The following is a 15877-nucleotide window of genomic DNA, read 5'->3' as shown; positions in this document are numbered from 1 at the left end:
GTATAATTGGTCACGGAGACGTCTCTGTCAAGCCGCTAGACCGGCTGTTCGTTTGATGCCGCGCTGCGCAAGGGGCAAGACAGGGGACGGTTCAGCGGCAATCCCGGGCGATCAGGCCGAGGCGGACGCCTTCCAGAGTGACCGGCTGCATGTGATAGGTTGTGCCATTGAACGCGATGGCCCTGGCACTTGGCGCTTCGGGGGAGCCTGTGTCCACACTGTAATAGACTTTCGGGCCAAGGTTCAGCGATTCAAGTGACAGGGTATCGCCGGACCCGGCTTCGATATAGCGGATCTTGTCTTCTGCCATGTTGATGAAATTGAAGCGCACCGGATGGGGGCACATGTTGCGCAAAGTAATGGACCTCTCGGACCGTGTTCTGTCCGTATCAAGACGAAAACGGCTGGAACCGGCTGTGGAATTGCCTTTTCTGGCCGCATCGATGTGGGCGTAGTCTGCGTCGCTGAAGAAGCTGCCCGAAACCGTTATCTGGTGCAGTCTCTGTTCGCCGGCCGCCTTTGGCAGGATCACGGTTTTGCGGTAGCCGATGAACCCGGCAAGGCGCATCTTGCCGTCTTCGAGCGGTACCCTGAGCAGTCCGCCCTGACCTGCGAGGTCGCTGATGGTCTGGCTGGACAGGCCTCCAAACGTCAGCGGCAGCGCAAGCAGCTCGTCATTCTTGAATTTTGGGCCCTCTGCGCTCCAATATTGCAAACCCCTGACCTCATTCGGCAAGGCCAGATCGCTCGAGGGGATCGTCTGCTCGGCAAAGGCCGGCGGATTGCTGGTGCTGATGGTCATATATCCGGACAAGCCGGTCTTCTCTCCGGCCGTCTCGCCTCCCGCAGCAGGTGCCAGTTCGGCCAGCGCCACCACGTTGTCCGCAGAGCCAAAGCCCCAGTAGTGCAGCGCCTTGATGGGGAAGCTGTATTCCGTAATCCGCCCGCCATTGGCATAACGGTAAAGGAAATCGGCCCTTGCCCTGCCGCCGCTTTGGGATTCTTCAATCATCTCGCGGCTGAAGCACCCCGCGTCAAAGGCTGCGAAGTTGTCCGCAATGATCGCGGCACCACAGTTGCGCTCCCGGTTGGCATTGGAGAACACGGGCACGGTCCGGTCCTTCAGCACGATCATGCCTTGCCCCGGAAACACAGCCCCCCAGTCCTCACGCGGGGCGAGATCTTTCGCACTGACCTTGACGGCGGCCATCGCCTCCAGGCTGAGCGGGCCGGAATAGGGGCTTGTGAAATGATCGTAGGCGGCCCATCCCACAAGGGCGAGGCTGGCGAGCAGAGCAAGTTCCCCAAAGCCAAGCCGGGACTTCCGCGACGCTTTGGTGGCTTTGGCTGCCGCGTCCTTCTTCTTTTCAGGCTCCGGCTTTTGCGGCTCTACAGGGGCGGCCTGGTCTGCTGCCGGCTTGCTGGCCTCTTCCCGCAAGGGTGCCGCTTCGCCGGGCGTGTGCACGGGCGCGGCCGCTTCCTGGCGCAGCACCAGCAGGGCCTTGCGCTCCTTCAGCCTGTCGCCCCGTGCCACTTCCGCAGTGTCGATGATGCCGGGAAAGGGCGCCGAAATATTGATCCAGCCTGAGGCTGCATTCAGAACCGCAATGACCTCTTCTTTTCTGACGTAGTGGTCCTTGCGGTCTTCCACCCAGATCACCGTGAGCGGATATTCTGCGTCAGCTGGCGGAAAGATCTGAAATTTTGCCACGCCTGCCCCCGCGCATGATTCACTGTGGCGGCAGTATTGCCTTTGAATACAGGCCTGACAACGCCGGAACGCTGCCGCCCGGCCGAAGCGGGCAGGTCAAGGCGGGAAGGTCAGAGAGACTTGCGGTCATACCAGCTCTTGATGAACCCGGCTCATCGAGAGCTGGTTAAGCCCGTGCGGCGCTTGAGCATTTCCAAGGCGTGATGCGTCAGCATCTCAGCGCCTTGGTATAAGACTGCTCAGCGGCGGGAAGATCCCACGAACAGACAACGCAGTTGCGCCCGCGCTCCTTGGCTGCATAGAGGGCGGCATCGGCGCGCCTGAGGGCATGCTTGATGCTGAACTCGCCGTCTTTCACCACGGTCACACCAAAGCTGGCGGTGATGCTGGTGGTGTCCGGCAGGTATTTCGACAGCCGGTCGCGTGGCATGGCGGCAATGCATTGCTGCAGGCGCCGCGCCACTTTTTCGGCCACAGCCGGCGCGGTGGCGGGCAGCAGGACGGAGAATTCTTCGCCGCCAATTCGGGAAAAGACGTCGTTTTCGCGCAGGGACGACTGACAGGCCCGGCTGACCTCTTTCAGCACTTCGTCGCCGGCCGCATGGCCGTAGGTGTCGTTCAGCTGTTTGAAGAAATCGAGATCGAAAACGATCAGCGCATTCCTGTGCCCGTCTGCGCTTCCGCCTCCGCTTCCACTTCCGCTTCCACTTCCGCTTCCGGCGGACAGGAGGGCACGGCTGCGCCGCTCGAAGGCGCCGCGCCCGGGAACGCCGGTCAGCCAGTCATTGTCGGCCACCCGGCGCAGTTCCAGATTGTGCATGACGATGGCAGCCAGCTGCTGCAGGATTGCCTCGTCGCGGGGCGTAAAGTCACGGGGCTTGCGGTCAAAGACGCTGACCGTGCCAATCCGCACACCGCCGGGGGCAATCAGCGGTGCACCGGCATAGGCACGCAGGTGAGCCGGGCCGGTGACATAGGGATTGTCCCGCGTCCGCTCGTCCGCCAGGGCGTCAGGGATCAGCAGAGCCTTTTCCGAAAGGACCGTAAAGCGGCAGATCGCGTGTTCTACCGGCGTCTGGCGCGGTTCAAAGCCGGGATGGGACTTGAACCACTGCCGGTCCTTGTCGATGAAGCAGATGACGGCTGCGGGTGCCTCGAAAATCGTGCGCGCGAGCTCCGTGATCCTGTCGAACCCGGCTTCATAGCCGCTATCGAGGATCTGATAGCCATCCAGCACCTTCTGCCTGTCAACGTCCTGCATAGTCATCTATCCCTCCAGGCTGACCGGAGGAGCATAAATAAGACTGCTTAAAAACTGTTCCATCACAGGCAAGAAATTTTCCGGATCTGCTGCCGGTTCTTCCGCCGGTTTGAGCCGGTTGGAGGAGGCCGCGTGAGCTGTGCCGAACCTTGTGTGAAACTTGCCTTGGGGTCAGATACAACCGTAAAACAATCGTTAAGTTGCTTTACAGGCGTGCTTGGTAAAAGTACGAGGCGTCTCAGTTCCGGTTGCAAGAAATTGGCTTCCGGCACACTTATGACGTGCACTGGAAGCCTGGGCAGGTGTCTTCCGGTGCGTAGAAAGCACAGGGAAGAAACGCCTTGTTTCAGACGTACCTGCCCGAAGTGCGCGTGGCCACACGCGCGCGGCGAGTGGCCTCTTTTTGCCTTGCAAATGCCTCCCGTGGCCTCTCCCGCCTGCTGGTGTGCACGGGCCTTGCCCTGATGCTGGCTGCGGCTGCGGGCGGCGCAGTCCGGGCGCAGGGCGTGCCCGCCGAGGCCTTGCGGCAGAGCGAGGATCTGCAGCGGCGGCAGCAGGATTTTCTCGATCAGCAGGAGCGTCTGTTCCGGCAGGTGGCCCCGCCGCAGGGCGGGCCCGTGGCCCCGCGCGAGGACGGGGGCACCGTGCCCGAAGGCGGCACCTGCATTCCGGTGAAGCGGGTCATCTTCAGCAAGGCCAGCGTCTTTGAGGCAGGGCGGCTGCAAAAGCTCGTGCCGGACCGTGATTGCCTCGGCATCGCGCAGATTTCCACCATCGTCCGCGACGCGACCAACCTTTATGTCGACGCCGGTTTTGTCACCTCACGCGCGTATCTGCCGGAGCAGGATCTGTCCACCGGCGAGCTGCGCATCGAGGTGCTGGAAGGGCGGGTCGAGACGGTGGAGATCCGCCAGAACGGCGAATTGCGCCAGCGCGGCCATGGCGCTCTGCCCGGCGTCACGGGCCAGATCCTCAACATCCGCACCATCGAGCAGGGGCTTGACCAGATCAACGGCCTGTCCTCGAAAGACGCAAAGATCAGCCTCAAGCCCGGCGCAGAGGCCGGTTTCAGCATCGTCGTGGTGGAGATCACTTCGAAGCGCCCCTGGCGGGCGAGCGTTGCCGTGGACAATTCCGGCGCGGAGAGTACGGGCGATCTGCAGTTCGAGGGCTCCTTCACCGTCGAGGACCTGTTCGGCCAGTTCGAAACCCTGTCGCTGGTGCACAAGCGCAGTGACCCCTCCCTCGGGGAGCCCAAGGCCAGCGAAAGCACCTCGCTGCAGATTGCCGTGCCGCGCGGCTTCTGGACCTGGCGTTGGTCGTCCTCCTTCTTCCAGTATTCCTCGCAAGTGGAGGGCCAGCTGCAGAGCTTCCGCACCTCCGGCACCAACTGGACGCACAAGGGCGAGATCGAGCGGCTGCTGTGGCGCGATCAGGTGAGCAAGACCCATGCCCGTGTCAGCGTCTCGGTGAAGGACGCGCGCAACTATCTGGAGGAGACGAAGCTCGACACCTCCAGCCGCATTCTGAGCGTGCTGCGCGGCGAGGTTTCGCATACCCGCCAGATGCTGGGCGGCAGCCTGACGCTGCTGGCAGGGCTCGATCAGGGCACCACATGGTTTGGCGCGGCCAGGGACAGGCAGGCAGAGCCCGGCGCGCCACGGGCGCAGTTCCTCAAGAGCGACGGCGAGGTGAGCTTTCTGCGCGGCTGGCAGATCGGCGGTGTGCAGGTGATGGCCAGCACCCGCCTTGCCGCGCAATACAGCCCGGATCTGCTGTGGAGCTCCGAACAGCTGAGCCTCGGCGGCAGTTCCACCGTGCGCGGCTTTGACAGCCAGTCCCTCTCGGCGGTCAACGGGCTCTACAACCGCAACGAACTGTCGGTGACGCCGCCGCTGATCCCCGGGGAACTGGCGAAATACGCCGGTCAGCTCAGCCTTTTTGCCGGTCTCGACAGCGGCTGGCAACTGCCCGGACCCGGCGCCTTCGAGGGGCAGGAGCATGTGCTGGGCGCTGCTGTTGGCGCGCGTCTGCAGGGCGGCATCGTCTTCGGCGAAATCTCTTACGAGCGGGCGCTCCACGCCCCGCGTTCCTTCACCAGAGAGCCCGTGCTGCGCCTGCGCGCCGGGCTCACGCTCAGCAATTTCTAAGCGGGGTCACAGCATGCCTTCTTCCCTGTCCAGCCATATGAGCCGCCGCCTGCGCAAGGCCGCTTCCGCATCAGTTTCCCTGCTGACGGCGGCAAGCCTGCTGCTGCAGACGTCCTATGCGGTCTATGCCCAGGCGGTCGTGGCCGACCCTTCCGCGCCTGCTGCCAACCTGCCGCAGGTGACCACGGCGGGCAATGGCGTGCCGCTAGTGAATATCGCCGCGCCGAACGGCTCCGGCCTGTCTCACAACAAGTTCAGCGATTTCAATGTCGGCACGCAGGGGCTGATCCTCAACAACGCGCGCACCATCGGCCAGTCGCAGCTCGGCGGCATGGTGGTGGCAAACCCCAATCTGGCCGCCAGCCCCGAGGCACGGCTCATCCTCAACGAGGTGACCAGCACCAATCCGTCCCTGCTGCAGGGCGCGACGGAAGTGCATGGCGCGCGTGCAGATTACATTCTGGCCAATCCCAACGGCATCACCTGCAACGGCTGCGGCTTCATCGGCACGCCGCGGGCAACGCTGACCACGGGCGCGCCCGTGCTTGACCCGGCCACCGGCGCCCTCACGGGCCTTTCGGTGGACCGTGGCATGGTGACCATCGGCGCGATGGGGCTGGATGCACGGCAGACGGATTACTTCGACATCATCAGCCGGGGGCTCGCCATCAACGGTGTGCTGCACGGGCAGGATGTCAGCGTCATCACCGGCCGCAACGATGTAGATTATGCCACTCGCGCCGTGAAGGCCGTGAAGGCGGATGACGGCAGCGAAAAGCCGGAGTTCAGCATCGATTCTTCGGCGCTTGGCGGCATGTATGCCGGGCGCATTGCGCTGGAGGGCACGGAGGCGGGCGTCGGCGTGCGCACGCCGCAGAACATGTCCGCCGGTGGCGGCGGCATGGTGCTGACCGCCGATGGCAAGCTGGTGCTGCAAAAGACAGTCTCCCAAGGCGCGATCAAGGCCCGCTCCCGCTCGGCAGACGTGACGGTGAAGGGCAATCTCCATGCGGGCACCTCGCTGGAGCTGCAGGGCGCAACCGCCATCCGCGTGCTGGAGCACGTGGTGGCAGGCGCGCAGCGCGGCGTAACGCTGAAATCCGGCGGCGATGTCAGCCTGAAGGGCGATGTCCTCGCCGCCGGGCTGGCGGGTGATGGCAGCGCCAGCCAGAGCACAGGCAATCTCGGTATTGAGGCGGGCGGCAATGTGGATGTGGCAGCCTCGCAAACGCTTTCGGCTGGGGAAACCATCACGCTGACCGGCGGCGGCAGCCTTGCTTCAGGCGGCAAGATCACCGGCGGCAGCCTCTCGATCCAGCTTGGCGGCGGCCAGCCCGGCGCGGGCCGCAATGCTCTCACGACCAGCACGGACAGCCTGCTGCTGGCCCGCAGCGGCCCGCTGACCATCTCTGCCGGAGACTGGACCCACGCAGGCACGGCAGGCGCGGTTGGTGATGCCACGATCACGCTCTCCGGTGCGCTGGCGTCCTCGGGCGGAAGCCTGATTCTTGCGCAGGGCGGGGCACTCGGCCTCAGCGCCGCTGCCATGGACCACGCGGGCAAGCTGGAGGCGGACAGCAGTCTGACGCTGACCCTTGCCGGAAACCTCGCCGCCCGCAGCGGCAGTCTGATGGCCGCCCATGCCGGCAGCATGGCGGTCAATGCCGCAAACTGGACCCATGGCGGCGAAGCCACGGCCAGCGGCGCTCTCACGGCGGGCCTGTCCGGCGCGCTGAACACGCAGGCAGACAGTCTCATCCTCGCACAAGGGGGCAATCTGACGCTGAACGCCGGCAGCTGGTCTCACGCGGGACAGGCAGCAGCCTCCGGCGCCATCCGCGCCGTGCTTTCGGGTGGTCTTGAGACCCATGCCGCCAGCCTCGTGCAGGCGCAGGCCGGCGCGCTCGATCTGCGGGCGGCGAGCTGGCAGCACGCAGGCGAGGCAAGCGCCCATACTGCGCTGACGGCTGCCATGGATGGCGCGGTTCAGACCACTGCGGGGAGCCTTCTCCTTGCCGGAGCCGAGGGCCTGGCGCTTGCGGCAGGCAGTCTCGCCCATGCCGGTCAGGCGGGGGCCGCAGGCTCTGTGACCGTGACGCTCGCCGGGGACGGAACCGTCGCGTCCGGTGGCCGCCTGATCGCAAATTCCGGATCTCTGACGCTTGATGCGGTCAATCTCGCCCACGCGGGTGAACTGGCCGCAGGGGCTGCGCTGGCCTTGCGCTTGCGCGGGGCGCTGGACAGTGCTGCAGGCAGTATCATTCTGGCGGACGGCGGCAGCCTTCAGCTTGAGGCAACGCGCTGGACCCATGCGGGAGAGGCGAGTGCAGGCGGCCGTGTCACCGCCGTCATCGGCGGTGCGGTTGAAACGCTGGCGGAAAGCCTGATCCTGGCCGACGGCGGTGATCTGGATCTGACCGCTGCCACGCTGACCCATGGCGGGCAGGCGGGAGCGGCAGGGTCCATCGCCGTAACGCTTGCCGGGGACGGAGCCGTGCTCTCCGGCGGCCGTCTTGTTGCGAGCGGAGGCTCCCTGACGGTCGATGCTGCCGGTCTTGCTCATGCCGGTGAACTGGTTGGGCAGAAAGACCTGAGCCTTCGTCTGCGCGGAGCGTTGAGCAGCGCCGCCGGAAGCGTGCTTCTTGCGGAAGACGGAGCGCTGGCGCTTGAGGCAACCCGCTGGACCCATGCGGGACAGGCGGGTGCCGGTGGCCGTGTCAGCGCCGTCATCGGCGGCGCGGTTGAGACTTCCGGTGCAAGCCTGATCCTTGCCGAGGGTGGTAATCTGGACCTGACCGCCGCCAGCCTGGCCCATGGCGGACAGGCGGGTGCTGCAAGGGATGTCGCGGTGACGCTGTCCGGCGATGGCGCCGTGCTGTCCGGCGCGCGTCTGACCGCCAGCTCGGGCTCGCTGACGCTTGAAGCTGCCAACCTTGCGCATGCAGGGGAACTGGCCGGGCCGGAGGGCGTGAGCCTGCGGCTGCGCGGGGCGCTGGACAGCGCTGCGGGCAGCATCATTCTGGCGGAGCGCGGCAACCTGCTGCTTGAGGCCACGCGCTGGACCCATGCCGGTCAGGCCGGTGCCGGTGGCCGTGTCAGCGCGGATGCTGGCGGCGCAATCGAGACCGCAACGGGCAGCCTGATTCTCGCGGACGGGGGAGACCTGACCTTGCAGGGCGCCAGCCTGACCCATGGCGGGCAGGCGGGAGCGGCAGGCAATGTGGCCGTGACGCTGTCCGGGGCGATGCGCACGCTGGCCGGCAGCCTGCTGGCTGCTGAAGCGGGAGACCTGGATCTGGCGGCAGGGTCCTGGATCCACAATGGGCAGGCCACGGCCAGCGGGTCGCTGAGTGCTCATCTGTCCGGTGCCCTTGCCACACAGAAGGACAGCGTGCTCCTTGCCTCCGGCGGGCGGCTTGATCTGACGGCGGAAAGCTGGGGCCATGCCGGGCAGGCAGGCGCGGCTACCGGCCTGAAGGCCGTTTTCTCCGCAGATGTGGACACGGGCGCAGGCAGCCTGATTCACACCGGCAGCGGCAGCCTCGATCTTTCCGCCGCAAACTGGCGCCATGCCGCCGAGGTGAACGCAAGCGGCGGCATTTCAGCAGATCTGTCTGGAAGCCTCACCACAGCCTCCGGCAGCGTGCTGTCTGCCGCATCCGGCAACATGGATGTGGCCGCCGCAGGCTGGACCCATCGCGGGGCGGCAGGTGCAGGCGGCAATATCGTTGCGGTTCTGACCGCAGGCCTCGTCACGCTGGCCGGAAGCCTTGTCTCGGCACAGGCGGGCGATCTGTCCGTGACAGCCGCCAGCTGGAGCCATGCCGGTGAAGCCGGTGCCACCGGCAGCATCACCGCCAGCCTGTCCGGTGCGATGGATACGTCCGCGGCCAGCCTGATTTCGGCCCAGGCCGGTGCGCTGAACCTCTCCGCAAGCAGCCTGACCCATGCGGGCCGGGCTGCGGGCGGCACGGACCTGCGGCTTGTGCTGGCTGGTGGCCTGGAGGCCGCAAGAGGCAGCCTGCTTCTGGCCCGGAACGGAACGCTGGATGTTTCTGCCGGCAGCTGGGTGAATTACGGCCAGGCCGGAGCGGGCGGCAGCCTTGCCGCCCGGCTGACGGGGGATCTCTACACGGATGCAGCCAGCCTGCTGGTAGCGCAGGGCGGCGGTCTGACGCTGACAGCCCGCAACTGGACTCACGCAGGCGAGGCTGCGGCCTTTGGCAACTTCAGTGCGACCCTGTCCGGCACGCTCGCCACCCTTTCCGGCGGCACCGTGACGGCCCATGCCGGGGATCTGCTGCTTTCGGCGGGCGCCTTGTCCCATAGGGGTGCTGTCAGCGCGGGGCGCAACGCCACCCTGTCGGCCGGTGGGTCATTTGAAACGCAGGCAGGCAGCTCTGTCGCCGTCCGGTCCGGCCTTCTGACGCTGAATGCCGGCACGTGGCTCCATACGGGCGAGCTGAAGCTGTCGGCGGGCCTTGATGCCACGGTGGCCGGTGCCTTCACCACCACAGCCGGAAGCCTGATGGCCTCGCAGGATGGCACCCTCGGGGTGAAGGCGGCCGTCATCCACCATGACGGGCGCATCAGCTCGGGCGGGAACATCAGCCTGCAGTCGGAGCGCGAACTTCGGACCACGCAGACCAGCATGCTGACCACCAGCGCTGGCGACATCAGCCTGGCGGCCGGGGGAACCCTTGTCCATCTGGGCGGACTGGGCGCCGGGCGCGATGCCCTGCTGCGTTCTGTGGGTGATGCCTATAACGGGGGCATTCTGGCCGCGCAGCGGGACATGCATTTTGCCCTGGGCGGCGGCCTGACCAATGCCAGTACGATTCTGACCGCAGAAAACCTGACCATCGGCGGCCTTGCCGCAGGCCAGGCGGCGGGCGCCGTCGTCAATGATCTCGGCCACATCGAGGCGATTTCCGGCGGGATCTCGATCCGGGCAGCGGCTTTCACCAATGCCGGAACTGCACCCGTGGTGTCCGAGAGCTCGGAAACGACGGTTACGAGGACCCACATCTTCTCGAAGAAAGGGAAGGGCTCCATCTTCGGAAGTACAAAAAGGGATGTGTACCGAGTTGCAACCACAACGACTGTCACTCAAAGGCTTGAAAGTGCAGGCCGGGCGGCCACTGTTCTGGCGGGCGGATCCCTTCTGATTGCCGCTCCTCAGATCAGGAATCTTTATTCAACCATTTCTGCCAGCGGCAATATCACGCTTGCCGGCTCCACTCTCCTCAATCAGGGATTGGAACTGATTCAGCGGACGCTGGTCACCTCTGTCAACATTGAGTACAACAATGGAAAGTATCGAGGTGAATCACAACCCGTTACCACCGCCTCCTCAGCCACGATAGGCTCCGTTCCTGCCATCATCGCTGCAGGGGGAAGCTTCAGCGGCAGCTTTACCGGGCAGGTGGACAATGTGTCCATCCGCCAGAATGCCGGGCAGGTGGGCCAGTCTTCCGGTGCCGGGGTGCCCTCGGGCTCTGCCACCGACTTTCTGATGCCGGGCCAGCTGCCGGGCTCCAGCCTTGGCAGTGCGGGCACGGTTTCCGGCGTGGCGGGCTCTGGCGGCGGGGTGAATGCCTCCGGCACGCTGGCGGGCTCGCTGGCAGGAACCGGCGCCGTTTCCGGCTCCGTCTCCGCCTCCGGCCAGTTGCCGGCGGGGGCTTCCGGCTCTGCTTCTGGCCCTGTCTCCGGTTCCAGCGTCCGTCCCGCAACCTCCGCCACCACCGGCCTGCCTCTGCCGGTACTGGTTCTGCCGGTGTCGGCGCTGACGATCGTCAGCGAGAACCCGCAGGCGAAATTCCTCTTTGAAACGCGGCCGGAATTCGTCGATCTCAGCCGCTTCTACGCCTCGGACCGCTTCCTCGACAGCCTTCCGGCCTTCAACCCGGACATCACCCAGAAGCGCCTGGGCGATGCCTATGTGGAAACCAACTTCATCCGCGAGCAGCTGCTGCGCCAGACGGGCAAGCGCGTGCTGGCCGGCACCTACACCGACTATGACACGGTGAAGCAGCTCTATGACAACGCACTGACCATGCAGGGCGCGCTGCAGCTGACGCCGGGCGTGGCCCTGACGCCGGAGCAGATCGCCGCCCTCACCGTGGATGTGGTGTGGCTGGAGGAAGCCGTCGTCAACGGCCAGAAGGTGCTGGTGCCCCGGCTTTACCTTGCCCCCGGCAACCGGCCGGATGTGCAGCTGGCCGGTGCGCGCATCACCGGCAGCGGCGTGTCGCTGGAGGCGGGATCTCTGACCAACAGCGGCAGCATGATCGCCTCCAATGGCATGACCCTGCGCACGGGCGGCGACCTCGTCAACTTCGGCGGCACCCTGTCCGCCGCCACCATGGACCTGACCGCAGGCGGCACGCTGGCGAATCTCTCCGGCCAGATCACCGGCGGCAGCATCCGCCTGACGGGCCAGGACATTCGCAACGAAACGCTGGCGCGCACCGTGGACGTGTTCAGCGGCACCATGCAGACCAACCAGCAGCGCGCCACCATCACGGCCTCCGGTCCGCTGAGCCTCAACGCCATGCGGGACCTGACCAGCATGGGCGGCACCCTGTCTTCCGGCGGTGACATGCGCCTGTCCGCCGGGCGCGACGTGAAGCTGGAGACGCTGAAGACCGAAACCAGCTTCCGGATCGGCGGGGGCCGCAGCAGCACCCTCGTGGACATCACCAGCCATCAGGGCTCGTTGCTGGATGCCGGCGGCAATCTGACGGTGACGGCAGGCCGCGATCTCTCGGTCCTTGGCTCCACCCTGGCCGCAACAGGGGACACGCGCCTTGCCGCAGGCGGGGACGTGACCATCGCCTCCGCCGAAAACCGTCACCGTACGGAGCAGACGGCCAAACGCCACCACTCCGTGAAGGACCACGGCCAGACCGTTGGTTCCCTGGTGGATACGGGCGGCAGCCTGAAGATCACCTCCGGCGGGGACACCGCCATCACCGCCAGCAGCCTGCTGGCCGGGGAGAACCTTGCCGTTGCCGCCGCCGGAAACCTCTCCATCGAAGGTGCAAACTCCACCCAGCGCGAGTCCTATGCCTCCAAGTCCAGCGGCTTCCTGCGCAAGAAGGAGAGAAGGGGCAACTCCCGCGAGGATGTCTACACCGGCTCCATGCTGCTGGCGGGCGGGGATGTCAGCCTCAGGTCCGGGCAGGACCTGACCGTCACCGGCTCCTCCATCATCGGCGGCGGCGATGTTGCGCTCTCCGGTGACAATGTCACGCTCACCACCGGTCAGGCCGCCTTCGACAGCTACACCTTCGAGAAGAAGTCCGGGCTCTTCGCCGGGCGCAGCCCGGGCGGCTCCGGCTTCTCCGTCGGCTACCGCCGCACGAAGGAGGAAAGTTCCGCCTCCGGCGTCACCAACATCATGTCCGCCATCAGCGCCGGTCAGAACCTGACGGTCACCGCCGCGAAGGACATCAACGCCACAGGCACGGCCCTGCTGGCGGGTGAGGACCTGACACTCGCCGCAGGCGGCGACGTCAACCTTCTGGCCGCCACCGACAGCTTCGCCAGCAGCCACCACAAGAGCGACCTCTTCATCGGCGCCACCGTCTCCGCCGCCTCCCCCCTCATCGACGCGGGCAACAAGATTGTCTCGGGGGTGCAGGGTGCAGCGGGCAAGAACGGCGCCTACAGCGTGCCCGTGGCGGCCCTTGGTGCCTACAAGGCCGTCAAGGCAGTGCAGGCGGCCGAAGCGGCGGCCAAGGCAAAAGAGCCGTTTGAACTCGGTTCCATCTCGGTGATGGCGGGCGTTTCCGTCAGCAAGTCCTCCAGTTCGTCAGCCGCCGCTTCGCCGGTGGTCACCACGCTGCAGAGCGGCGGGGATACTCTCATTCTCGCCGGAACAGGGCCTTCCGGCTCCGGCAGCATCCGGGGCGAGGGTGTGCAGATCACGGCAGGCGTGCCGGGCTCTGCGCTCGGTGCAGGCAACATCATTCTCTCGGCGGCTGATGACATCAGCCTGACGAGTGCGCAGGCCACGTCCCAATCAAACTTCAGCTCCAGTCAGGCCAGCATTGGTGCCGGGGTTTCCTTCGGTGTGAAGCTGGGGCAGACGCCCACGCCGTCCTTCGTCTTCGAGGCCTCCGCTGCCTCGTCAAAGGGCGGCGAAAGCACCAGCTCGCACCTGAACAGCCATGTTGTGGGCACAGGCACGGTGATGCTGCTGTCCGGCGGCGATACGGCGCTGAAGGGCGCCGTGGCCTCGGGCGAACAGGTGATCGTCGACGCGGGCGGGGATCTCGTCATTGAAAGCCGCCAGGACACGGCCTCCTACCGCGAGACCAGCCGTTCGGCCTCGGTCGGCGGCACCATCGGCGGCGGCGTCATCGGGGCGTCCGGGTCTGCGAGCCAGAGCCGCGTTACGGGTGACTTTGCCAGTGTGGGTGAGCAGAGCGGCATTGTTGCCGGGCGGGGCGGCTATGATGTCACCGCCGGAGGCAAGGTGGATCTGACCGGCGGGGTGATTTCTTCCACGGCGGATGCTGAGGACAATGTCCTCTCCGCGCGTGAACTGGTGTGGCGGAATGTTCAGAACAGCTCCGCCTCCTCCAGCTCCGGCTTTGGCGTGGGCTTTGGCGTCAACTTCGGCAGCGCAGAGACAGAGGCCGGGAAGGACGTTGCTGCCCGCTATCCCGGCACGCTGACGCCCATCGTCAACATGCCTGCGCGGGAAGGCGAAAGCGGCGCCACACGGGCGACCGTGACGCCGGGCACGCTGGAGCTTTCGGATCAGAGGCAGGATCTTGCCAGCCTGAACCGGGATGCCGGGACGGCGCATGTTTCGGTGGAAGCCTATGACATCGCCCGGCTGAAGGCCCGCCAGGAGGGGGCTGCGGTCCTGTCCGAACTGCTGAACGGGCTGACGGGTGATCTTTCAGCGGAAATCGGCCTGAAGGACGGCGGCCCCGCCAAGGCCGCCCTCCACGCCGCCGTTGGCGCCGCCGTCGCCGCCGTTGCAGGCACGGACATAGGCGCGGGCGCTGCGGCGGGGCTGGTGAGCGAGCTTGCCAACGGCGTCGTGTCGCAGATGCTGAAGGACCATCCGGATCTCACCACGGCGCAGCAGGACGCCATCCGCCAATGGACCGCCACCGCCCTCGGCGCCGCCATCGGCGGCCAGGCCGGAGCCGCCGCTGCACTGGATAATATCAAGCATAATTATCTCTCTCATGTGCAACTGGAGGAATTCAAAGAGAAATTGCTGGCCTGCGGCGGTGATCCCGCTTGTGAGCAGGCGGTTGGCAAAGAATATCGGGAATTGAGCGCGTCACAGAACGAAGAGCTTCTTGATGCCATATCTGCCAGCGATCTGGATGTTATGTGGAAAGCATACAAATCCGGAAATACAGCTGACCTATATGAAAATATCCTGAAGTCACTCGGCCCGGATTCTGAAGCAGCAGGCATATTCTATGATGTCTTCTGGAAAGGGGCGGTTGTAGAGACCGGCGGCGGGGCCCAAAACTACTTCACCGAGATCGCCTTCTATGCCATCCGCGATGTTCTGGCTGAGCGCCTTCTGGCGGGAAACCCTGATGCCTCTCTTTCTGATCTGACCAGGCTCGCACAGTTGGAACTGGGAGAAGGTGTCCTCTCGCCGCAACTTGGTCAGATCATCGGAGCAGTGGCGTCGGTCCGCTACAGCAAGGCAAAGCAACCAAATGCAGGTCAAAATTCCAACGACACGGAACCCTCGAACGGAAGTGCCTTCCCGGACAGCAAACAGAATGCTGGCCAAGGGCAGGGCGATAAGGCGGGCGGCGGAGGGCCCAACCCGAATTCCAGGCAATGGGACAACTGGCAGCCGCCAGCGGGCTATACGCGCAATGCAGACGGCACGGTAACGCACGGCGGCAGCGGTCAGATCTACACGCCTGTGCGCGATGCTTCGGGCAATGTGCGCTTTGACAGCCGCGGCAACCCGGTCTTCAACACCCAGAGTGCAGGTTCCACCGCCCAGACAACCCTCACCCAGCCGTCCACCTCCGGGCCGGTGATCAATGCGCCTGGGCCAAATGCAGCGCTGCCAATACCGAGGCGGGTTGGTAGTCTTCAGGGAGGTCCGCTGGAGAACGCGACACAGGTGAGCGGCCGTTTCAGCCTTGAGAACGGCCCTCCCAATGGCGCGGTTTTTAGGGCTGATAATCAAGGTAACATTACAAGCTATGCGACTTATGACGCCAATGGCCAGATAGTAAGGCGTGTTGATGTTACTGGTGCCGCCCATAACGGAGTTCAGACTCCCCATGTTTTGGAGTATGGGAGGAATACACTTCCAGATGGAAGTGTCCGCGTTCAGAATCCAAGAACAGATCCACGACCTGCTATGCCGGATGAAATCCCATGAATGTTCGAGATCCACTATCAGAATGGTTGGAGCCGGAAGCAGTTAGGGTGTGGGGGGATAGTGTTTCGCCACGACCCGCGCTGCCATGGCTCGAATACATAAATTACCACGTTCACCCAGATATAGTTGCCGTGGTAGGGCGCCTACTAATTCCTGCCTTTGTGGAGCATGAAGGAGGAGTATTCCTTCGGGACCGATTTTCACTCAAAGGGTATACTCGCTGGAAGGCAGAGCTAGGTGAAACCGTGGCTGTCGAAAAGATCATCAACCATCAGCACGTCTATGATTTGTTTGCGACAGATGAGGAAATTCCGGAGACCTCGTTTGAGGGCGTAGCAAGTTTAATGGCGCAAGCTCTACGGTTGACG

4 protein-coding genes are annotated in these 15877 nt (G+C 64.9%); 2 read left to right on the top strand and 2 right to left on the bottom strand.

Annotated elements, in window-relative coordinates; all coding sequences use genetic code 11:
• Positions 1-91: 91 nt before the first annotated feature.
• Both V6L75_RS15420 and V6L75_RS15415 read right to left on the bottom strand, forming a co-directional pair.
• Positions 92-1711, bottom strand: coding sequence for a hypothetical protein (locus V6L75_RS15420; RefSeq protein WP_334252375.1), 1620 nt, complete (start codon positions 1709-1711; stop codon positions 92-94).
• 208 nt (positions 1712-1919) lie between these two features.
• The gene (locus V6L75_RS15415) at positions 1920-2978 is read right to left on the bottom strand and encodes a sensor domain-containing diguanylate cyclase (RefSeq protein ID WP_334252374.1); all 1059 of its coding nucleotides are present in this window, start codon (positions 2976-2978) and stop codon (positions 1920-1922) included.
• 335 nt (positions 2979-3313) lie between these two features.
• On the opposite strand from V6L75_RS15415, the gene V6L75_RS15410 reads away from it, so the two are divergent.
• Together V6L75_RS15410 and V6L75_RS15405 are read left to right on the top strand one after the other, a co-directional pair.
• Positions 3314-5122, top strand: a complete 1809-nt coding sequence (locus V6L75_RS15410; protein ID WP_334252373.1) for a ShlB/FhaC/HecB family hemolysin secretion/activation protein — start codon at positions 3314-3316, stop codon at positions 5120-5122.
• A gap of 13 nt (positions 5123-5135) precedes the next feature.
• Positions 5136-15509: a two-partner secretion domain-containing protein gene (locus V6L75_RS15405; RefSeq protein WP_334252372.1), complete on the top strand. Its 10374-nt coding sequence runs from the start codon at positions 5136-5138 to the stop codon at positions 15507-15509.
• Positions 15510-15877: the final 368 nt, after the last annotated feature.

Origin of the sequence: Pannonibacter anstelovis, assembly GCF_036881715.1 — a bacterium.
Classification (GTDB): domain Bacteria; phylum Pseudomonadota; class Alphaproteobacteria; order Rhizobiales; family Stappiaceae; genus Pannonibacter; species Pannonibacter anstelovis.
Note: the sequence above shows the minus strand (reverse complement) of the source record. Positions and strands in the feature narration are given on the sequence as shown.